This is a genomic window from Thalassotalea sp. LPB0316 (genome assembly GCF_014898095.1).
In the GTDB taxonomy this organism is placed as follows: Bacteria; Pseudomonadota; Gammaproteobacteria; order Enterobacterales; family Alteromonadaceae; genus Thalassotalea_G.
Window position 1 is genome coordinate 3,062,373 of sequence record NZ_CP062946.1, and the last position, 21,023, is coordinate 3,083,395.

Consider the following 21,023-nt stretch of genomic DNA (forward strand, 5'->3'; position numbering starts at 1 on the left):
TAATCATGTCAGTAATCAAAATGAGTGATTTAGCACTTGCCAACCAACGCGTATTAATTCGCGAAGACTTAAACGTCCCTGTTAAAGACGGCAAAATCACTTCAGATGCGCGTTTAAAAGCGGCACTACCAACACTAAAACTTGCCCTAGAATCAGGTGCGAAAGTCATGGTGATGTCTCACCTAGGTCGCCCTACCGAGGGTGAATTTAACACTGAATTTTCACTACAACCTGTGGTTGATTACCTAGCGGCGGCACTTAACTACCCTGTTCGCTTAGTCACTGATTATCTCGACGGTGTTGAAGTGGGCGCTGGCGAGCTCGTCGTGTTTGAAAACATTCGCTTTAATGTCGGCGAGAAGAAAAACGACGAAGCGCTAGCACAAAAACTCGCTAATCTTTGCGATATTTTTGTGATGGACGCCTTTGGCACAGCTCATCGCGCACAAGCAAGTACGCATGGTGTTGCCAAGTTTGCGCCTACTGCATGTGCTGGTCCGTTATTAGCAGCTGAATTAGATGCATTAGGCAAGGCCCTCGATAATCCAGCGCGCCCGCTGGTAGCGATTGTTGGTGGCTCAAAAGTATCAACTAAGTTAACGGTCTTAGATTCGTTAGCAGGTATTGTTGATCAATTAGTTGTCGGTGGTGGTATCGCCAACACCTTCATCGCGGCACAAGGCCACAACGTTGGTAAGTCTTTATTTGAAGCTGACTTAGTCGATGAAGCTAAGCGTTTAACGGCTCAAGCACAAGCAAATGGCGGTGATATTCCTGTACCGACTGATGTTGTAGTTGGAACTGAGTTTTCGGAAAGCGCAACGGCAACATTAAAAGCCGTTAGTGATGTTGCACCAGACGATATGATTTTTGATATAGGCCCAGATTCAGCGCAAGCATTAGCCGATATTTTAGCAAACGCTGGTACCATTGTATGGAATGGTCCTGTTGGTGTATTTGAGTTTGATCAATTCGGCAAAGGTACAGAAATTATTGCTAACGCCATTGCTAATTCAAAAGCTTTCTCTATCGCCGGTGGCGGGGATACTTTAGCAGCGGTTGACAAATACAACATCGCCGATAAAGTCTCATACATTTCAACCGGTGGCGGAGCTTTCCTAGAATTTTTAGAAGGTAAGAAATTACCTGCAGTAGCGATTTTGGAAGAACGCGCAAAATAAGGCTGGAAGGTTAAAAGCTATAATGCTGGAATGTTTTTAACTTTCCAGCATTACAGCCTTATCGCATAAAAAGGCCTTTTGAACTGAAGATTCCGGCCTAAAACACCGCCGGAATGACTCGACCTAAAACACCCTGCCTTAAAGCATTTATCACCTTACAACCATACCGCCTTCTCACATTGAAACCTTCTCACATTAAAGCTATTAACTTTCCCACTTTATCCCCTTCTTTGCTTTCAACCTTCTTGCGCCTTTGATACAATCCGCGCCGACCAATGAAAACTTTCATCACCTATTACATTTGATGACACGTTTTTATCAAACCAACAAAATATCACCACAAGTGTACGACTAGGAGTTAAGAATGGCTTTAGTTTCAATGCGTCAGATGCTAGATCACGCAGCAGAAAACGGATACGGTATCCCGGCATTTAACGTAAATAACTTAGAGCAAGTCCGTGCGATTATGATCGCCGCTGACAAGACCAACAGCCCAGTAATATTGCAAGGCTCAGCGGGCGCGAGAAAATACGCAGGTGCGCCTTTCTTACGCCACTTAATTTTGGCCGCGATTGAAGAATTCCCACATATCCCAGTGGTTATGCACCAAGATCACGGTACATCACCTAGCGTTTGTCAGCGTTCAATCCAATTAGGCTTTTCATCTGTGATGATGGATGGCTCATTAATGGAAGATGGTAAAACACCATCTAGCTATGAGTACAATGTTGATGTTACGCGTCGCACCGTTGAAATGGCGCATGCCTGTGGTGTATCTGTTGAGGGTGAATTAGGTTGCTTAGGCTCACTTGAAACAGGTGAAGCAGGTGAGGAAGACGGTATTGGCGCGGAAGGTAAACTGACGCTAGAGCAAATGCTTACCGACCCTGAAGAAGCAGCAGACTTTGTTCAAAAAACCCAAGTAGACGCCTTAGCGATTGCTTGCGGTACCTCACACGGTGCTTACAAATTCACTCGTCCACCTACAGGCGATATTTTAGCCATTGATCGCATTAAAGCGATCCATGCCCGCATTCCAAATACCCACTTAGTTATGCACGGCTCATCTTCGGTACCACAAGAGTGGTTAGCCGTTATCAATGAATACGGCGGTAATATCCCAGAAACTTACGGTGTGCCAGTAGAGCAGATTCAAGAAGGTATTAAAAACGGTGTTCGTAAAGTTAACATTGATACCGATTTACGTTTAGCATCAACGGGTGCTACTCGTCGTTTCTTAGCACATAACCCAAGTGAATTCGATCCACGTAAATTCCTAGCAGAAACAACCAAAGCAATGACCGACATTTGTGTTGCTCGTTACGAAGCATTTGGTACGGCCGGTAATGCGAGTAAAATCAAGCCAGTGTCTCTAGAGAAAATGTTTACTCGTTATGAAAGTGGTGAATTGAACGCACTCATTAAATAAAAAGCCCCGAAGAGCTTTTACCTTAACAAGATAGTAAATAAGTTATTATTTTGTTAATATTTAACCGCTTAAAAAAGAGGCTATAGCCTCTTTTTTTATGGTTATTTTTTAACACTTAGCCTATCTTTATAGCCCTACACGTTAAAAACCTTAGTGTTAGTAACAAAACCATATATAATTGCCGTGCATACAGAGTGCTTTCGCTCTCTTTAGCGCTATGGAATTAACAATAAAAACCCGGAGAGTACACATGGAAAAAGTCATAAACTGGTTTAGTAATAACCAAGATATGTTAATTAACTTTGGCATTAAGCTGTTAGTTGCCATCGTCATTGTTTTTGTTGGTAAAATGTTATCGCGCTTGATCAGCAAAGCGATTGCAAAAATGCTCAACCACAAAAACGTCGACAACACGGTTGTATCATTTGTTGAAAGCCTCGTATTTGGTTTAGCCTTCACCCTTACCTTAATCGTAGCAATCTCACACTTAGGTTTTAACACCTCATCACTGGTTGCTATTTTAGGTGCTGCAGGTTTAGCCATTGGTTTAGCTCTACAAGGCTCTTTGTCGAACTTCGCATCTGGCGTGTTATTGATTTCATTCCGCCCGTTTAAAGCTGGTGATTTTGTTGAGGTGAGTGGTGTTGCAGGTATTGTTGAAGAAGTTTTAATTTTCTCAACGAAATTGCGCACTGGTGATAATAAAACTGTTATCATTCCCAACGGCTCAATTACTGGTGGCACAATTACTAACTATTCAGCCAAACCAACACGCAGAATTGACTTAGTCATCGGCGTAAGCTACGACGCTGACTTAGCTAAAACACGTCAAATTTTAGCTGACGTCGTTGCTAAAGATGAGCGCGTATTAACCGACCAACCAGTGACCATTGGCGTCAGTGAATTAGCTGATAGTTCAGTTAATATTGTTGTTCGCCCGTGGGTAAATTCAGGTGATTACTGGCCTGTATATTTTAATTTATTAGAAAACATCAAGGTTGCGTTAGACGAAGCTGGGATTGAAATTCCATACCCACAAATGTCTGTGCACCTTAATAACGAGAGTAAAAATGAAGACTAAGATGAATGTTTTGGCACTAGCACTAGTGCCATTTATCTCGCTCGCTCAAGACGACACCACATCTAAAGAACCCGAGTTAACAACGGCTATTGAACTCGGCTTCTTGTTAAAAACGGGTAATACCAATAGTGCGGATATTAGAGCTGGTGCAGAGTTACGTTACGATCTTGAGCACTGGCGCAACTCATTAAACTTCAATATCTTGGGTAAAAAAGGTGAAGTCACCGATGAAGAAGGTAATGATAAATGGGTAACCTCAGATCAAACCTGGAATATCGCTGGTAAAACAAACTACATTCTTAATGAGCGCGGTACAAACTACATCTACGGCAGTGGTGACTACAAGCAAGATCGCTTTAGTGGTTTTGAGTCACAATCTTCAATGTCAACAGGTTGGGGTCGCCGTTGGTACAAAACAGAAGTAGCAAGCTTTGACGCCGATATTGGTCCGGGTTTTAAACGTGATGTAGTTTCGGCAACAGAAACTACAGCAGAAGAAACTAGAGATGCTTTTATTATTCAAGCTTCGGGCCTGTACTTGCACAAAATCAACTCTCACGTTCAATTTCGCCAATTTGTTTCAGCTAAATATGCACCTAAAAATGGTGAAAACAATGTCTATCGCAGTGAAACGTCAGTCATTACTAAGCTAATTGAAACGTTACAACTCAAGTTTTCATTGAATATTGATCACAACAGTGTCGTTGAACCTGGCACCAAGAAAACCGATACAGAAACGGCAGTAACGCTTGTCTATAGTTTCTAACGGTAGCTATTTATAATGTAAAAAAGGGTCAGTGTAAAAATTACGCTGACCCTTTTTTTATTAACCAGTATTGCGCATACCTGTCGCGATACCAGCCATAGTGACCATAAGCAGCTGCTCGTAAACAGGGTGTTCAGGATTGGCTCTAAGTCGCTTTAATGCCTCTATTTGCATTAAGTGCAGTGGTAACAAGTAAGGTTGTCGCAGTTCAAACGAGCTTAAATTCCAACGGTCTCGCTCCATTGCCTGACGTTGACCGAGTAATTGCAAGACGGTTTGCTCATCTTCTTTTAATTGTGATCTAAGTTTATCGCCAAGTGGTTTTAAGCCTTCTTCAACTAGCGCTTCGTCATATAAAGCTGCAACTTGCGGATCTGACTTTAAATAAACCATTTCAGTTAATGAAATACGCGAATTAAAGTAAGGCCATTGCGCTAACATTTCTTGCATAACCGCTTTATTGTCAAGATTGTTTGCGAGTGCTTGACCTAAGCCAAGCCAACTCGGCACCACTAACCTGTTTTGACTCCAAGCGAAAATCCATGGAATAGCACGCAGAGATTCGATACCACCATCAGCTCGGCGTTTACTCGGCCGAGAACCCAAAGGTAATGATGATAGCTCTTGCTCAGGTGTTGCTTGGCGAAAATAACGGACAAAATCAGTCTTATCTTGGACATAACTGCGATATTGTTGGCAGCTTTCTTGTGCCATTTTCTCCATCAACGCGCGCCACGAAGCCTTGGGTTTTGGTGGTGGCAAAATGAGTGAAGACAAGATAGCTGAAGCGTATAGATGTAGCGAACGCACTGCCAAATTGGGTAAGCCGAATTTGTAGCGAATAGTCTCGCCCTGCTCAGTTACTCGCAGCCCGCCAGCCAATGTACCGGGTGGTTGTGAGGCGATTGCCGCATTCGCTGGCCCGCCGCCACGACCAATAGTACCACCGCGACCATGGAATAGTTTTAACTCGACATCTCGCTCGGCAAATACCTCAACCAATGCTTCTTGCGCGGTATATTGCCCCCAAGTTGCTGCTAATACCCCGGCATCTTTTGCTGAATCACTATAACCAATCATGACATAATGCTTGCCATCACAGCGCGCGCGATAATCACTGATATCAAGTAACGATGACATCACTTTAGGTGCGTTGTTTAAGTCGTCTAAGGTTTCAAATAACGGCGCTATTGGCATTCGCCACGATAAACCAACAGCTTTTTGTAAAAGTGCCACCAACAAAACGTCACTGACATGACTAGCCATTGAGATAATATAGATGCCAAGCATTTCTTTCGGTTGACGCGCGATCATCTCATAGGTATCGAGTACTTCTTGAACATCACTAGAAAACTCAACATCAGGGATCAGGGGGCGACTATTGTTTAATTCTTTGATTAAAAAATTAACACGGGTTTGCTCATCCCATGACTCATAATCGCCTAGTCCAAGTGCTTGGGTGATTTCAGCCATCGCTTGATTGTGACGTTCACTGTGTTGACGAATATCGAGCTTAACCATCGAGATGCCAAAACAGTGCACTTTGCGAATCAGATCGAGTAATGATGAATTAGCGCTACGCGATAATCCATGAGCAAGGAGGCTTTCTCGACAGCGATAAAGTGGCTCGAGTAACTCATCTTTTGACTCTATCGTCCCTTGTGTTATGCCATCACTAAGCAAACTAATCGTCTGTTTTAGGCTCTTGATGACTTGCTTAAGTTGATGGCGATACGGGCCAATGTGCTCGACATCAGCGACCAACAAAGCGTCGTTTGCATTATTCATTGAAAGCTCTAAATACAGTTCGGTGAAATCCTGCAAGTAAAGTTCAGCAGCGCGCAAACGCGCATTCAACAATGCCTGTTCGCTCAAAGTTGCTGTCACAAAGGGGTTACCATCGCGATCACCGGCCATCCAGCTCGCCATAGTGATTGGCGCATAATCTAATGCTAAAGCTTGGCCTGTGATTTGTTGTGCGACATCGTCTAACTCACGGATAAACTTTGGTACCGCCGTCCACAAACTGTCAGCGATCACATCTAAACCCCAACGAGATTCATCAAGGGGTGTTGGTCTTTCATTGCGAATTTCATTGGTAAACCAAGCTTGTTCTATCAGTTCAGCGATCCGCGAAGTGTCGTCAGGATTTTCTTCTAACTCTAAGGCAATCTGATGATATTTATGGATAAAAGTTCTGCGGTTGACCTCAGTAGGATGTGCAGTAAGAACCAATTCTACGTGTAATTTACTCAAAGCTTTAGCGAATGCTTCGGGCGAAACATCACCGAGCTTTTGCTGGAGTGCCGCTAACGGATGGGCCAAATCGAGTTCAGCCAACCCTTGCTCACTGACAGTATATTGCTGCTCGGCAATATTTGAGAGATTTAAAAACTGACTAAACGCACGCGCATAAACCAGTAAATCTTGCTCATTGGTTTTGCTAAATAACCCTTGAAGCGTTTCAAGTGCTTGCTCATCGCTGAGTGTGACATCGCGACTTAAATGCCGAATAACTTCGATTTTATCGACCCACTCATCGCCTTTTTCCACTGCAATCGTTTGCCCAAGTAACTGGCCCAATACTCGAACGTTATTGCGAATCGCATCTAACATAATCCCTACCTAAGGTTAACATTGTCGTATTGGCAGGTTAATCTTGCATAATTATTAATTCCAATATATATAAACTAATAAATGTATTTACTTTTATCTATATATGTTTCCAACGAATCGTACACCTACTATAAGGCAACTCCAGTTATTTTCGGCGTTAGTTGAAACCCAAAGCGTTTCTAAAACCGCCGAACGTTTGTTCATTGCCCAACCTTCGGTGTCGATCCAACTTAAAAAGTTAAGCGAATTACTCGGTGTTGAGTTATATCATCAACGCGGTAAACAAATCGTGATCACAGAAGTCGGACAAACGGTTTATCGCGCGGCACAGCAAATTGCCTGTAGCTTTGAAAATTTAGCGATTGAACTCAATGCTTATAACGGTTTACAAGCAGGCACACTGAGATTGTGTATTGTTTCAACAGCACAACACTTTATGCCTCAGATCCTCGGGCCATTTTGCCGTGAGTTTCCGAATATCGACGTAGAACTTACGATAAAAAATCGCAAAACCGTGATCGAGCGAGCAATGCAAAACCTCGACGATTTTTATGTGTTAAGTCACTGCCCTGATGATTTAGCGCTGATCAAGATGCCATTTCTCCATAACGATTTAGTGGTTATTGCGCCAGAGCGGCATGAATTGACCCGAAAACCCTCTGTCTCGCTTAATAGAATTATTCACTACCCCTTTATTTTGCGAGAGAAAGGCTCTGGTACCCGAACCACTATTGATAACTTTTGTCGGCAACACAATATCGCTTTGCATCAACGGATGATGGTAGAGAGCAATGATGCAATAAAAAATATGGTCGCAGAGGGGTTGGGATTGGCAATATTGAGTCGTCATTCAGTAGAAAATAATCCGACAACCGGTGTTGTTACCCTGCCTGTTGAGCATTTTCCAATTGTTAGTGACTGGTATTTAGTGCACAGTAAACAGCGCAAGCTATCACTACTTGCCCAAGCCTTTAGCGACTATATTCACCAGCACCATGTCAAACGCCGTTAGCTATGCCTTTGTTTAATCAAATACTTTGCTAGGCTTTTGACATTTTAACGAGAAATACTGTGTCAAAAATAAAAAAAGCCCGCTTGCGCGGGCTATTAAGGTTCAAAACTAACTAACTTTTCTAGAGAAACTAGTTTCGAATTAACCAAATTGGTTCATGGTGTTGTCTTTACCAGCCGCTTTTAGTGCAGCTTCACCAGCAAAGTATTCTTTGTGATCGTCACCGATATCAGAACCTGCCATGTTTTGGTGTTTAACACATGCGATACCTTGGCGAATTTCCTTACGTTGAACACCTTTAACGTAGCCTAACATGCCTTCATCACCGAAGTATTCTTTAGCTAAGTTATCAGTTGATAACGCCGCGGTGTGGTATGTTGGTAACGTAATTAAGTGATGGAAAATACCCGCTTCACGTGCTGCATCTGCTTGGAACGTACGAATACGGTTATCAGCTTCAATACTTAGTTCAGTCGCATCATATTCAGCGCTCATTAAGTTGTTGCGATCGTATGCTGAAACGTCTTTGCCCTCTTCAACCCATGAATCGAAAACTTGCTGACGGAAGTTAAGCGTCCAGTTGAACGATGGCGAGTTGTTGTAAACTAGCTTAGCGTTCGGGATAACTTTGCGAATCTCATTGACCATGCCACCGATTTGACCGATATGTGGTTTTTCCGTTTCAATCCACAATAAGTCAGCACCGTTTTGTAGTGAAGTAATCGAGTCTAAAACACAACGCTCTTCACCGGTACCCTGGCGGAACTGGAATAAGTTAGATGCTAAACGCTTAGGACGAAGTAACTTACCGCCGCGGTTGATAACAACATCACCGTTGGCTAAATCACTTGCTGCAACTTCTTCACAATCTAAGAATGAGTTGTATTGGTCACCTAAGTCACCCGGCTCTTTGGTTACCGCGATTTGTTTGGTTAAACCAGCGCCTAATGAGTCAGTACGAGCAACGATTACGCCGTCATCGACACCTAACTCTAAGAATGCGTAACGAACCGCGCGAATCTTAGCTAAGAAATCTTCGTGAGGCACGGTTACTTTACCGTCTTGGTGACCACATTGCTTTTCATCTGATACTTGGTTTTCAATCTGGATACAACACGCACCGGCTTCAATCATTTTCTTAGCCAGTAAGTAAGTTGCTTCAGCGTTACCAAAACCAGCATCAATATCAGCAATAATTGGTACAACATGGGTAACATGGTTATCAATTTTGCTTTGTACTTCTTTAGCTTTTGCTTCATCACCCGCTTCACGTGCTGCGTCAAGTTCACGGTAGTAACCGCCTAATTCACGTGCATCTGCTTGACGTAAGAAGGTGTAAAGCTCTTCAATTAATGCTGCAACTGACGTTTTTTCGTGCATTGATTGGTCTGGTAATGGGCCAAATTCAGAGCGAAGTGCGGCAACCATCCAACCAGAAAGGTAAAGGTAACGACGATCAGTATTTTCAAAATGCTTCTTGATTGAAATCATTTTTTGCTGACCGATAAAGCCATGCCAACAACCTAACGACTGAGTATATTTGGCAGGGTCTGCATCATAGTTGTCCATATCTTGACGCATAATTTTCGCCGTGTATTTAGCAATATCTAAACCCGTTTTGAAACGGTTTTGAAGGCGCATGCGAGCTACAGATTCTGCCGAGATAGCATTCCAACCTTCGTTTTGAGAAGAGATTAGCGATGCTGCATTATCAATTTCTTGGGTATAAGTCGACATAGCGTTTCCTTAAATCAATGTAATGTGGTTTTAAAAGTTTTCATCGAGAACGTCATCAATACTAAACCCCAAAAAACACATAACTGAAATATATTATTAGCATTACCACTATTCACCAAAATGATAATAGAGTTATAACTCTAAACAAGATATTTGTTTTTTAGTTTATAAACAATAAGTTAAAAACCAACAAACACAATTAAAACTAAAGTCTTAGTGCTAAATCAAGAAAAACATTTGCTGAAACAAACCAATTAGCACTATAGTGCACATGAAGAAGAATTATTAATTATTACAAAACCATTTAGATTATGAATATATCAAAAATTGATTTAAACCTGTTGATCTATCTTGACGTGTTATTGCGTGAAAAGAATGTCACTAAAGCTGCAAGCCAGCTTAACATTACCCAACCAGCTATGAGTAATGGATTGAAAAGATTAAGAAATTTATTTAACGATCCAATTTTAGTGCGCACCTCTGATGGCATGGTGCCAACCGAGCGCGCTAGAGCTTTGGCACCGACAATTCGCAAAATATTGCTCGAACTTGAAGAAGCATTGCAAGGCGAAGAGGAATTTAACGAGCAACATTCGCAACGTGTTTTTAGGATCATGGCAAGTGACTATGCCGCGTCAACGCTATTACCTGCGCTATTGAGAAAAATCAATCAAAAAGCCCCCAATATTACCATCGACATTATGACACCAAGCGACGTGACGTTTCACGATGTTGAAGCCGGTAAAATCGATATGGCAATCAACCGTTTTGACGAGTTACCTCAGTCATTCCACCAAAAGACGATCTGGCGCGACACCTTTTCTTGCTTGCTAAGTGCTGACAATCCTGTCGTATCAAAATTCAACCTCAATACTTACTTATCAGCCAAGCACGTTTGGGTCTCTAAAACAGGCTTTGGCGTTGGTGTCGGCATGGATCCAAAAGATGTCCAAAAGCTCGGTTGGGTTGATGAAGCACTTGCGCGGTTAGGTAAAAAGCGGGATATCAAGGTGTTTAGCCGAAATTACCACGTTGCTATGCAATTGGCCTATGAAGATGAGCTGGTAGCCACATTACCAACTAAAGCGGCAATGCTTCACAAAGATGACGCTAATTATACCGTGTTAAAGCCACCGTTTGAGATCCCTGATATTGAATTAAAAATGATTTGGAGCCCGTTATTGCATCACGATGCAAGCCATATTTGGTTTCGGCACTTAGTCATGGAAGCGGCAAATGAGCAAAGCTAGCATGATGGATCATGGCTACAGTGTGGTGATCATTGCGATCTGTTTAGCACTGGGCTATGGCATGAATGCGCTTATCGATTTTCTGCCTGCCGCGCTTTACGGTATGTTACTGCTGACCTTTGGCTTGCAGGCGGAAATTTTTCAAGCTGACAGACTACAAGCCAGTGTTGATTGGATCATTAAGCACATGGGTGTGTGTTTTGTGCCCGCAGGTGTTGGCATTATGGAGCACAAAGCACTGATTGCTGAATTTGGCTTAATACTTACCTTATTGGTGATCGTAACAACGATTTTACTGATGTTGGTCACTGGTGCACTCTATCAAAAAATTCTCAATAAAAACCAAGGCGCTCAAATAGAACTAAACAAGGACGAGTCTAGTGCTTGATCACCCTATTAGCTTTATTTTTTACCTTCTGCTAACGATAGTGGTTTATCAGCTATTTGTTTTACTGCAAAACAAACTCAAACTGATTTGGCTCAATCCGATGATGATGAGTTTATTCGTATTAATTCCATTATTGGATCATCAAGGCATTAGCTATCAAACCTATTATCAAGATACTAAAATTTTCACCCAGTTGCTCGAGCCTGCAATTGTCGCGTTAGGTTTTGTTTTATACAAGCAATTACACACGATTAAAGCGCACTTAAAGGCAATAACACTAGTACTTACAACCAGCATTAGCCTGTTTATCATGGTTAATATGACTTTCACGCTTTTGATATTACAGCGTTATGACATTGCCGTTTCTATGTCGCTAAAGTCGGTGACAACACCAATAGGACTGGCACTGACGGAGCAACTTCACGGGATTGCTGCGATCACTGCAGTATCGATTATTATTGCCGGGATTGTTGGTGCTATTTGGGGAATAAGTTTATTAAATCGCTTTAATATCACTCACCCACAAGCGCAAGGCCTAGCAATAGGCTGTGCGAGCCACGCACTGGGCACGGCAACGATTAGCCCGTTAGGCTATCAATATGGCGCTTATAGCTCGCTCGCTTTAGTCGTTTCAGCGGTGATCACAGCGTTATTAAGTCCGTTACTCATCCCTATGTTTCAGCTGTAATGTTTGAATGTTTGAACGTTGGAATGTTTGAATGTTGGCGCTAACTAGTAGCTTAAAACCTTCAAACCTTTAGAGTGACCCCGTTTTAGTGGACACCTTTTTAAATTTAATATTTAGAGGTGTCTATGCGATACAAATCTCGAAAACAATACAGTGAATGCTATAAGATGGATGTTGTAAGACAATCTGTTGAAAGCATTGAAACTCTCCCAGAGTTTGCCAAGCGAGTTGGCATAAATGTTCACATGATACAGCGGTGGCGTAAAAAATACCTTTCATCAGATCCAATAGTTCCAGTGGAGTTAAAAAAATTGAAAGGTCCTGATAAAAGCTACAAACAACTTGAAAAAGAAAATGAACGTTTAAAGAAACAACTTGAACGTGCGAATGAAGATATTGAAATCCTAAAAAAGGCGGAAGAGTTCTTCAAGGAAAAACGGCAGAAAAATTCGAGTTCATAGAGCAAATTCGAACGCCTGGAGATACTCTTCACTTGTGTAAACTGCTAGATGTATCAAGCTCTGGTTTTTATGCGTACTTTAAGCGTGGCACATCGAAAAGAGATGCAAGCAACGCTGAGTTATTACGTGCAATAGACAAGATAATTCAAATATCTGAAGGGGCATTTGGCTACCGGCAGATTCATGAGCAATTACTTGCTGAAGGCTATCAAGCAAGCCCTAATAGGGTTCAACGCCTATTACAGGCACAGCACTATCGTGCTGTTATGTCTCGAAAACAAAAGCGCTACCCTAAGGTTAGCCGTATTAACACACGGCCCAATTTATTAAACCGAGAGTTTTTACCTAAATCAGTAAATCAAGTTTGGGCGACGGATATTACGCAAGTTTATTGTCGTGAAGGTTGGCTGTATGTTTGCGTCATTATCGATTTATATTCTCGAGCTGTGCTTGGTTACAGTCAAGGGCGCGCAGCAACTTCGGATTTAGTTAAAAAGGCGTATTTGAATGCAAAGCGTTTTAGTAAGCTCAGTAACTTAAATGGTGTTCTTTGTCATTCAGACCAAGGCTCTCAATATAAAAGTGACTTGATCGTTCGGTGGCTAAATGCTCAAGGTGCTATAATTAGTATGTCTCGTAAGGGAAACTGTTGGGATAATGCTTGTGTTGAAAGCTTTTTCTCACTCATGAAACAACAATGGCTACACCCACAAGGGGTACAGCCATTGAAATACATGAGTCAAAGGGTTACGGGTTATATTGAAAATATTTATAACCGATTTAGAGTGCATGGCACTCATGGAGAAGTACCATTAGCTCGATACTTACGAGCAAGTTAAATGTGTCCATTATTATGGGGTCACACCACCTTGTTACCTTCATACCTTCTTACCTTTGCACCTTCATACCTTCTCCCCCCTAATCTAGGTATAACCATGCGTTATGGCTTTTCATATATCAATTAATTTAAAAACTTTCTGCCTTTATAATAAATAAATTTAAACAATACCAACAACAACTTGTATTCACAGAAGTTATAACAAGTATCATTTAGAGCAATAACTTTAGTTTATCCAGAGTAACAATAATCAAAAACAAAAACTTAAACCATATAAAACAACAACTTAACTAAAAACACCATACATTAATGCAGACGGTTAAAATGCTAATTGACAAAAACCTATCATGTCAGCCTCTTGCGTATGTTAAGCATTACTCTTACATTCACTACATATTTGTAAGCCCATATGAAATTTTTCAGAGGTAGTTATGTCTTCACGCACATCAATTGCAAACCTATCAATCGACAAAGCACTTTTTGATTTTGTTGAACAAGAGGTCTTGCCTGGTTTACCCATTTCCTCAACTGCGTTTTGGCAAGGATTTTCCAACGTTAACGATAAACTTGCCAACCAAAATCGCGCATTACTGGCCAAACGTGATGACTTACAAAGCCAAATTGACGCTTGGCACCTCGATAATCCTCAATTTGATTTAGCGCGTTATAAAGCATTTCTTCAACAAATTGGTTACTTGAATGAGCCTGTAGCTGATTTCACCATAGGCACACAAAATGTCGATAAAGAAATAGCGCAACTAGCTGGCCCGCAATTAGTGGTGCCAATCATGAATGCGCGTTTTGCACTAAATGCCGTTAATGCGCGTTGGGGGAGTTTATACGATGCGTTGTATGGCAGTAATATTATTAGCGAAACAGATGGCGCGGAAAAAAGCGGCGGTTATAACCCAGTTCGCGGCCAGAAAGTTGTCGACTATGCTAAGCAATGGCTAAACGAAGCACTGCCACTTGTAAATGGTAACCACGAAACCGTAACTCACTATGCAATAGTTCAAGGCCAACTTATCGTTAGTCAAGCTAGTGGTGAGCAAACCTTGCTTGCTGATCAAAGCCAATGGCTTGGTTATACCGGTGACAAAGCAGCGCCTAGCTCACTAATCTTTACCCATAACGGTTTGCATATTGAATTGTGCTTTGATGCTCAATCACCTATCGGTCAAGCAGACACTGCCAATATTAGCGACATTTTATTAGAATCTGCGCTAACCACAATCATGGATTGTGAAGACTCCGTTGCCGCGGTCGACGCTGAAGATAAAGTTATCGCTTATAAAAACTGGTTGGGTTTAATGAAAGCAGACTTAACTGAAAGCGTTAGTAAAAACGGTAAGACGTTCACTCGTAAAATGCACCAAGATAAAGCTTACATCAATAGCCAAGATCAATCGGCTAGCCTGCGTGGCAGAAGTTTAATGTTTGTGCGCAATGTTGGCCATTTGATGACTAACCCGGCAATCCTAGACCAAGATGGCAACGAAGTTTTTGAAGGCATTATGGATGGCTTTATTACCTCGCTAATCGCGATGCACGATTTACAAGGACCTACACAAGGCACTAACTCGAAGGCGGGTTCAATCTATATTGTGAAACCCAAAATGCACGGTCCAGAAGAAGTCAGGTTTGCCAATGAGTTATTTAACAGTGTCGAAGATGTACTAGGACTTGAACGTCACACGATAAAAATGGGCATTATGGATGAAGAGCGCCGGACAAGTGTTAATTTAAAACAATGTATTTTTGAAGCCAAAGAGCGCGTTGTCTTTATTAATACTGGCTTTTTAGACAGAACGGGCGATGAAATTCACACCTCAATGCTTGCTGGCCCAATGACCCGTAAAAACGATATCAAATTAACCAAATGGATTGGCGCATACGAGCAAAACAACGTCGATGTTGGTCTCGGGTGTGGCTTTAGCCAACGCGCACAAATTGGTAAGGGCATGTGGCCTGTACCCGATGATATGGCCAGCATGATGACAACAAAGATAGCGCACGCTCAATCAGGCGCAAATACCGCGTGGGTACCTTCACCCACAGCTGCCACCTTGCACGCCTTGCATTATCATCAAGTCAATGTTGCTGAGCAACAACAAGGCTTGTTAAATCGCACGCCTATTAACCCTGATGACATGTTAAATATTCCACTAGCCGACGACGTTAATTGGAGTCAGGCTGAAATTGAAAACGAGCTTGATAACAACGCTCAAGGCATATTGGGTTATGTTGTACGTTGGATAGACCAAGGTGTTGGCTGCTCAAAAGTACCTGATATTAATAACGTGGGCTTAATGGAAGATAGAGCGACGTTACGTATTTCAAGTCAACATATTGCCAACTGGCTAGCGCATCAGGTTTGCTCAAAAGAGCAAGTACAGCAAAGCTTAGAAAAGATGGCTGTAATTGTCGATCAACAAAATAGCCACGATGCTAATTACCAAGCGATGGCGCCAAACTTTTCTGCAAGTATTGCCTTTAAAGCAGCAAGCGCTTTGATTTTCGAAGGAAAAGCTCAACCAAGCGGCTATACAGAACCATTGTTGCATGCCTTTAGACGTGAGAAAAAGGCAAGTTAGCCGCCTATACATCACAGTTAATTGCCATTACTGCCTTGTAATGGCAATTTCTTTTAGTGCCAACGTAAAGATAAGTAAAGACACTCCTTCGTAGTCATCGCTTGTGTAAAAATACAATTAATCACACTTTTTGCATTTAATCTTAAATTGCGGGCACTTTATCCCAGACAGGTAGTCGAAGTTGATAAAGGTCACTATAGTAAACTAACGATTTAACATTTTCGTAACACGGGTTGAGTATGATAAATGCCGACCTAATTTCCTCCTTGGAGCACATGATGGATACGTTTAACAAGTTCATACCTGCTGTAACCATTTATTCTTTCGCCTGCCTGTTAAGTTTCTCGGCAAGTGCAACGGTAGCCGATGAAATAGGCTATCTCAAAAAACACCAACAAACACATGTTTACCCAATTGTTCAGATGACAATAAGCACTGCTACTTTTGATAAATCTGACAATCAGCTATTAGCTAGTGAAAATTCTCTACTTATTAGTAGTAATCAAGATTTACTACCTGTTACATCAGGAGTAACTCGTAAAGGCGGCCAAATTTTTAAGTTTTTTACTCGTTTTAACGATAACCTACAGCTGTTCTTCTCTTGGTTTTCAAGTAGTGAAAAAGCAGTTGAAAAGCCAGCGAAGGAACCGCAACAACCGAAAACGAGCGTACCTCAAAAAACCTGTCGTTAATTAGATGCTTGTTGCTATGTCTTTAGTATGCACGATACTATTGTGTTCCTGAGTAATCTTGCTTCATTAACTTATGTAGTTTTGAGATAAACCTTTTGACGTAATTTGGGGTTAGCCCGTTGTCCGTTTTATTCAACTTGTATTCTGACAATAGTTACGACATACCGTTTTAGAGCCTTACTATAACTCACTATCTATTTACGCCTGTTATTACTAGCCCAACTTGCTGTCGTTCGATAGCTAGGTATTATTAAAATATTCTGCTGAACTAAAAATGCAAATCGTTAAACAGAACAATAAGTTATGGAATTGAGTGCATTTTCTGTTAGTTTAGATAATAAATCAGTAAATCAATAATAAAGACCTACGAGTCAAGTACTAAGTTTAGAGGGATCTCAATGTATTCTGAAGATGATTTAAATACAGCAATAGAACAAAAAATATTTACTCAAAATGCTGTTGATGAATTTAGGCAAGCGATTTCCAATATTAAAAACTCGCCGTCTGTTGATGAAGAAAACTTTAGATTAGTCAATGGCTTTAACGATATTTTTGTTGTAATAGCTATTTGTTTACTTTTGTTTTCTTCCATTTATGTCTTGAAACCTGTCAATGATAGCCTAGCATCATTTAGCTTTGTCGCTCTTTCTTGGATATTATCAGAGTTCTTTGTATTGAAAAGAAAGATGTCTTTACCCGCCATTGTTTTACTAATTGCCTTTGTCGGCGGTATATTTTCAGCAACTTTGTCATTTTTTAAAGGTACATCTGAACCTGCAATGGTCACTGCAGCGGCACTAGCAACTGTTGGTGCATATACCCATTGGTTGCGTTTTAAAGTTCCGATTACAGTAGCTGCGGGTACAGTAGCTCTAATCGGAACTTTAGTTTCAGTAATATTAAGTGTGTTTCCTGATGCAAAGGAATGGATTCTTGCACTTGTTGCTATATGTGGAATCGGCTCATTTTTCTTAGCCATGTACTGGGACTCCGCTGATCTAACAAGAACGACCCGAAAAGCTGATGTAGCTTTCTGGTTGCACCTCATTTCTGCACCATTAATAATTCACCCTTTGTTTTCAATGCTAGGGGTACTTGAGGGTGACCAAAGTATTATCAATATGGCTGGCGTTATTGTCCTATATATAATTATGTCACTTATTTCTATTGCTATAGATCGCAGAGCATTTATGGTTTCATCACTGGCCTATGTTTTATATGCACTAACAACAATCCTTAAAAACTATGGTGATGTTGACTATAGTTTCGCGGTAACAGGGGTATTTATGGGAGCACTTTTACTCTTATTATCGGCTTTTTGGCAGGTAACGCGACGTCGTGTTGTCAGTTGGCTTCCTGTAGGGCTCACGAAATATGTCCCTAACGTAGTTAACTGATAACAGGCATATATCAGGTGCTAAAACTTAATTAACGCTGAGTGCCTTGCAGGTTCAATAAAGGTTAACTCTTAGCTTTTGATTGGACTATATATTAATTTATGAAAATAATAACATTTTTGTTGCTCTTACCTTTATCTTCCCATGCATTTGCATGGACTTGCCAAAGTTATGGCTCTATAGGTAAAAACTCGATTGATTATCACTTTTCTGTGTCAAGTGACATATTATTTGGTCGAGTTATCAGTGGAACATTTGATTTAGACAGAGAGCTGTCTACAGAATTTGAACTATTGATTTATAAAAGTTTTAAAGGTGGGAAAAACCGGTAGTATTATTTTTCAGACACGACCCGACAGGTATTTTGAAGATATTGTACTAGGTGAAAATTATATTTTTACTTTATATGGTGATAGTAAAATTGACTTTTGTGGGTACCACTTAAGACTTGGAAGAGATGTACGAAATGTCAAACGCTTGAGAGAAATAGCGCAAAATACAAACGCCACGCTTTACGCTCCCATCAAAAGCTTTTTTGAATATGTAGATAATGCTCCCCTTACTAGACGGTAGTCATTATATGTCCTTAATTTACTTGATAATTACGCTTTGACAACTGGAGTCAATATTAAGTTAATAAACCTCATATTGAATGCATATAAGTGTATAAATTCAACTGCCAGATTCAATCGTAATTTATCAAATCTGACAGTCTATTAACTAACACTATAGAGCAACTTAAAAACTATATTGCGTTGCTTTACTCAACAACTGTTTCGCGCTGACTTTGTCTATCACACAGTCGAGCATATCGGCCTTATTGAAAATAATCACTTTATCCAACACCCGGTTATTAACTTGTTCACCACCGCGTTTTACGACTAAGCTGATTTTTTCATCTTTAGGCAAAGCTTTTAAACTATTGCCATATGCGCATAGTGTTTCGGCAAATTGCTGATGTAAGGCGGCATTGTATTGCATGCGTTTTTTTTGCTGCTCTTGTTTTTGGGCCTGCCTAGCTTGGGCTTGTTTTTTGTTTTTCTCAGCTAAAACTTCGCGTTGCTCAAGTAGCGCTTTTTGCTCTTTCTCTAAAGCTTTGATTTCGGCTTTAAGCTCCTTTAACGCAGCTTTATCCTCGGCGATACGCTTTTCTTGATACTTTTTCTCACGAAGATCACGCTCAACATCTCTTAATTCAAAGGTAACATCGCGTTGCTGCTCTCGTAATTGGCGAGATTCTTCACGCACTTGTGCCATCGTTTCGATCGCTTTTTCATACTCATGACCTGTTGCTTCCATGGTCCGAATGATGATTTCTTCTACGTCATCATCGATAACTATATCGTGTTCAATCATAGGCGCAACAGGTGCTGGTGGTACCGAAATAAAGGCAAAGTCATCACCCTGCCAGTGAGAAAAATGGCCACCCGTTTGCAGAGTAAAAACAATTCCTTGATCTTTTAAATACAAGCTATCAACGCGCCCTACTTGCGCTCCCGAGGGGCCTGCAACTTCATTAAGAGAGGTTTTAAAAATACCGTTCATAATGTTGAGCTGTTTGTGCATATCGCTCATATCGACTTGCGCAATGCTAGTACTGCTAAACGCTAGCGTGATGAATAAGGGTATAAATTTTTTCATTATCTTCTCCTAAACACTATAAACTTGAATCAAACAGGCTGGTATTTTGATATTTCACCGCTTGTTGTAGTTGTTTTAACTGAATGTTTTGTCGGCTTTGTTGCTCGGCCATTTGATCGGTAAAATGCAAGAACACATCACTTATGTCTTCTTTTCGCTCTTTTCTCGCACTATCAAGCAAGTAGCTAGCAAGTTTGAGATTACTTTGGCTTTGCTGTTCATTGAGTTGCATCACTAATTGAGCAAGCTTTAATTCGCTATCTTGTTCATATTGCTTAATCGCTTGTGCAATTGCAGCGTCAAGCTCTACCTGCGTTATGGCTTCTTGGTCTGTTTGCCCAAATGCTATCGTGAAGCCATTATCAGAGTGTTGAAACTGCACATTAAATAACACCAAACAAACGGCCAGCACTGAGCAAGTCATCGACAACCAAGGAAGAAATGACCCGCTAGAGCCCTTGGTTGTGGTGGTTTTGTCAAAAAGTGACTGTCGATCCCAGTTGGGCACATCTAGACTGTTCATTTTAGGTGCTAGATTCAACAGAGCGTCAGCTGTTTCCTCACGTGCTTGGCTGTACTGTAAATCACTTTGCTCACATTCAAGTACTTGACTCATTTTCTCATGTTGATCAGATTTCATAATCGACCTCTAACGTTATTTTGAGTTTGTCGAGTGCGCTATAGGCTCTCGACTTAACGGTATTTGTTGAAATGCCAAGTTGTTGGGCGATCTCTTCGAAGGTAAAGTGCTGAAAAAACTTCATTTCAATCACCAGCTTTTGATTAACCGGCAACAACTGCATCGCTTGATAGAGTTGTTGTGCTTGTTGATCGTCATACATCACTTGCACTGAGCAATGGCCATCGTCACGCTCATCTAACGATGGTGTTTCATCAAGTGATAAGGTTGGCTTTTTACGCCGATAAAATTCGATACAACGATAATGCGCAATTTTAAACAACCAGCCTTTAAACGGGCTTTCACCTCGAAAGCTCGCCAAGTTACGGTAAACAGCGATAAAAATATCTTGCATCAAATCAAGTGCATCATCTTGATTGCTCACCATGCGCAAGGCGTAGTGATAAATTGGCTTTTGATAGCGAGTAACGAGTTTGTCCCACGCCGATTGCTTACCTTTTAGCGCTTGTGTAATTAGTGAGTTATCGCTTCGCTCAAACACCAGAGCTCCCGTTTTTATTGCTTTAGTTATCAAGTAGAGGCAAAGGAGAAAAAAGTTTGAAAAATATTTAA

General features: G+C 41.1%; 18 protein-coding genes. 13 read left to right on the forward strand and 5 right to left on the reverse strand.

The window, feature by feature from the left end:
- Window positions 1–5: 5 nt before the first annotated feature.
- From LP316_RS13805 to LP316_RS13820, 4 genes are all read left to right on the forward strand, one after another.
- A complete protein-coding gene (locus LP316_RS13805) occupies window positions 6–1,181 on the forward strand; it encodes a phosphoglycerate kinase (protein ID WP_193021728.1) in 1,176 nt (391 codons plus the stop codon).
- Between the two features lie 364 nt (window positions 1,182–1,545).
- Window positions 1,546–2,610 (forward strand): class II fructose-bisphosphate aldolase, encoded by a 1,065-nt coding sequence (gene fba / locus LP316_RS13810; RefSeq protein ID WP_193021729.1) that lies wholly within the window; start codon window positions 1,546–1,548, stop codon window positions 2,608–2,610.
- A 250-nt stretch (window positions 2,611–2,860) separates the two neighbouring features.
- The gene (locus tag LP316_RS13815; protein WP_193021730.1) at window positions 2,861–3,691 is read left to right on the forward strand and encodes a mechanosensitive ion channel family protein; all 831 of its coding nucleotides are present in this window, start codon (window positions 2,861–2,863) and stop codon (window positions 3,689–3,691) included.
- Window positions 3,681–4,457, forward strand: a complete 777-nt coding sequence (locus LP316_RS13820; RefSeq protein ID WP_193021731.1) for a YdiY family protein — start codon at window positions 3,681–3,683, stop codon at window positions 4,455–4,457. The genes LP316_RS13815 and LP316_RS13820 overlap by 11 nt, the downstream gene beginning before the upstream one ends.
- Window positions 4,458–4,517: 60 nt before the next feature.
- Here LP316_RS13820 and ppc read toward each other — a convergent pair whose 3' ends face one another.
- Complete coding sequence (gene ppc / locus LP316_RS13825; RefSeq protein ID WP_193021732.1) at window positions 4,518–7,073, reverse strand: phosphoenolpyruvate carboxylase; 2,556 nt, start codon at window positions 7,071–7,073, stop codon at window positions 4,518–4,520.
- 103 nt (window positions 7,074–7,176) lie between these two features.
- On the opposite strand from ppc, the gene LP316_RS13830 reads away from it, so the two are divergent.
- The gene (locus LP316_RS13830) at window positions 7,177–8,085 is read left to right on the forward strand and encodes a LysR family transcriptional regulator (RefSeq protein WP_193021733.1); all 909 of its coding nucleotides are present in this window, start codon (window positions 7,177–7,179) and stop codon (window positions 8,083–8,085) included.
- A gap of 141 nt (window positions 8,086–8,226) precedes the next feature.
- Here LP316_RS13830 and LP316_RS13835 read toward each other — a convergent pair whose 3' ends face one another.
- Window positions 8,227–9,822, reverse strand: a complete 1,596-nt coding sequence (locus LP316_RS13835) for an isocitrate lyase (RefSeq protein WP_193021734.1) — start codon at window positions 9,820–9,822, stop codon at window positions 8,227–8,229.
- Window positions 9,823–10,133: 311 nt separating this feature from the next.
- Between LP316_RS13835 and LP316_RS13840 the strand changes: the two genes are divergently transcribed.
- The 8 genes from LP316_RS13840 to LP316_RS13875 all read left to right on the forward strand — a co-directional run bounded on the left by LP316_RS13840 (window position 10,134) and on the right by LP316_RS13875 (window position 18,130).
- Complete coding sequence (locus LP316_RS13840; protein ID WP_193021735.1) at window positions 10,134–11,072, forward strand: LysR family transcriptional regulator; 939 nt, start codon at window positions 10,134–10,136, stop codon at window positions 11,070–11,072.
- The gene (locus LP316_RS13845) at window positions 11,059–11,460 is read left to right on the forward strand and encodes a CidA/LrgA family protein (protein WP_193021736.1); all 402 of its coding nucleotides are present in this window, start codon (window positions 11,059–11,061) and stop codon (window positions 11,458–11,460) included. The genes LP316_RS13840 and LP316_RS13845 overlap by 14 nt, the downstream gene beginning before the upstream one ends.
- Window positions 11,453–12,148, forward strand: coding sequence for an LrgB family protein (locus LP316_RS13850; protein WP_193021737.1), 696 nt, complete (start codon window positions 11,453–11,455; stop codon window positions 12,146–12,148). Before LP316_RS13845 ends, LP316_RS13850 begins: the two co-directional genes overlap by 8 nt.
- Window positions 12,149–12,273: 125 nt before the next feature.
- Window positions 12,274–12,609 carry a transposase gene (locus LP316_RS13855; protein ID WP_193020511.1) on the forward strand — a complete coding sequence of 112 codons (336 nt, stop codon included), beginning with the start codon at window positions 12,274–12,276 and terminating at the stop codon, window positions 12,607–12,609.
- 5 nt (window positions 12,610–12,614) lie between these two features.
- Window positions 12,615–13,448 (forward strand): IS3 family transposase, encoded by an 834-nt coding sequence (locus tag LP316_RS13860; protein WP_226960847.1) that lies wholly within the window; start codon window positions 12,615–12,617, stop codon window positions 13,446–13,448.
- A 430-nt stretch (window positions 13,449–13,878) separates the two neighbouring features.
- Entirely contained in the window at window positions 13,879–16,041 is a 2,163-nt protein-coding gene (locus LP316_RS13865; RefSeq protein WP_193021738.1) for a malate synthase G, read from the forward strand.
- A gap of 278 nt (window positions 16,042–16,319) precedes the next feature.
- Complete coding sequence (locus LP316_RS13870) at window positions 16,320–16,733, forward strand: hypothetical protein (RefSeq protein ID WP_193021739.1); 414 nt, start codon at window positions 16,320–16,322, stop codon at window positions 16,731–16,733.
- Between the two features lie 398 nt (window positions 16,734–17,131).
- The gene (locus LP316_RS13875) at window positions 17,132–18,130 is read left to right on the forward strand and encodes a hypothetical protein (RefSeq protein ID WP_193021740.1); all 999 of its coding nucleotides are present in this window, start codon (window positions 17,132–17,134) and stop codon (window positions 18,128–18,130) included.
- Between the two features lie 738 nt (window positions 18,131–18,868).
- Here LP316_RS13875 and LP316_RS13880 read toward each other — a convergent pair.
- The 3 genes from LP316_RS13880 to LP316_RS13890 are packed head-to-tail and all read right to left on the reverse strand — an operon-like array spanning window position 18,869 to window position 20,952.
- Complete coding sequence (locus tag LP316_RS13880; RefSeq protein WP_193021741.1) at window positions 18,869–19,771, reverse strand: hypothetical protein; 903 nt, start codon at window positions 19,769–19,771, stop codon at window positions 18,869–18,871.
- Window positions 19,772–19,787: 16 nt separating this feature from the next.
- Window positions 19,788–20,411: a hypothetical protein gene (locus LP316_RS13885; RefSeq protein ID WP_193021742.1), complete on the reverse strand. Its 624-nt coding sequence runs from the start codon at window positions 20,409–20,411 to the stop codon at window positions 19,788–19,790.
- Window positions 20,401–20,952: an RNA polymerase sigma factor gene (locus tag LP316_RS13890; RefSeq protein ID WP_193021743.1), complete on the reverse strand. Its 552-nt coding sequence runs from the start codon at window positions 20,950–20,952 to the stop codon at window positions 20,401–20,403. Before LP316_RS13890 ends, LP316_RS13885 begins: the two co-directional genes overlap by 11 nt.
- Window positions 20,953–21,023: the final 71 nt, after the last annotated feature.

Bases quoted from the DNA above. Each gene is read 5' to 3' on its own strand.
- LP316_RS13805 (WP_193021728.1), top strand. From the start codon at position 6: ATGTCAGTAATCAAAATGAGTGATTTAGCACTTGCCAACCAACGCGTA.
- fba (WP_193021729.1), top strand. From the start codon at position 1,546: ATGGCTTTAGTTTCAATGCGTCAGATGCTAGATCACGCAGCAGAAAAC.
- LP316_RS13815 (WP_193021730.1), top strand. From the start codon at position 2,861: ATGGAAAAAGTCATAAACTGGTTTAGTAATAACCAAGATATGTTAATT.
- LP316_RS13820 (WP_193021731.1), top strand. From the start codon at position 3,681: ATGAAGACTAAGATGAATGTTTTGGCACTAGCACTAGTGCCATTTATC.
- ppc (WP_193021732.1), bottom strand. From the start codon at position 7,073: ATGTTAGATGCGATTCGCAATAACGTTCGAGTATTGGGCCAGTTACTT.
- LP316_RS13830 (WP_193021733.1), top strand. From the start codon at position 7,177: ATGTTTCCAACGAATCGTACACCTACTATAAGGCAACTCCAGTTATTT.
- LP316_RS13835 (WP_193021734.1), bottom strand. From the start codon at position 9,822: ATGTCGACTTATACCCAAGAAATTGATAATGCAGCATCGCTAATCTCT.
- LP316_RS13840 (WP_193021735.1), top strand. From the start codon at position 10,134: ATGAATATATCAAAAATTGATTTAAACCTGTTGATCTATCTTGACGTG.
- LP316_RS13845 (WP_193021736.1), top strand. From the start codon at position 11,059: ATGAGCAAAGCTAGCATGATGGATCATGGCTACAGTGTGGTGATCATT.
- LP316_RS13855 (WP_193020511.1), top strand. From the start codon at position 12,274: ATGCGATACAAATCTCGAAAACAATACAGTGAATGCTATAAGATGGAT.
- LP316_RS13865 (WP_193021738.1), top strand. From the start codon at position 13,879: ATGTCTTCACGCACATCAATTGCAAACCTATCAATCGACAAAGCACTT.
- LP316_RS13870 (WP_193021739.1), top strand. From the start codon at position 16,320: ATGGATACGTTTAACAAGTTCATACCTGCTGTAACCATTTATTCTTTC.
- LP316_RS13875 (WP_193021740.1), top strand. From the start codon at position 17,132: ATGTATTCTGAAGATGATTTAAATACAGCAATAGAACAAAAAATATTT.
- LP316_RS13880 (WP_193021741.1), bottom strand. From the start codon at position 19,771: ATGAAAAAATTTATACCCTTATTCATCACGCTAGCGTTTAGCAGTACT.
- LP316_RS13885 (WP_193021742.1), bottom strand. From the start codon at position 20,411: ATGAAATCTGATCAACATGAGAAAATGAGTCAAGTACTTGAATGTGAG.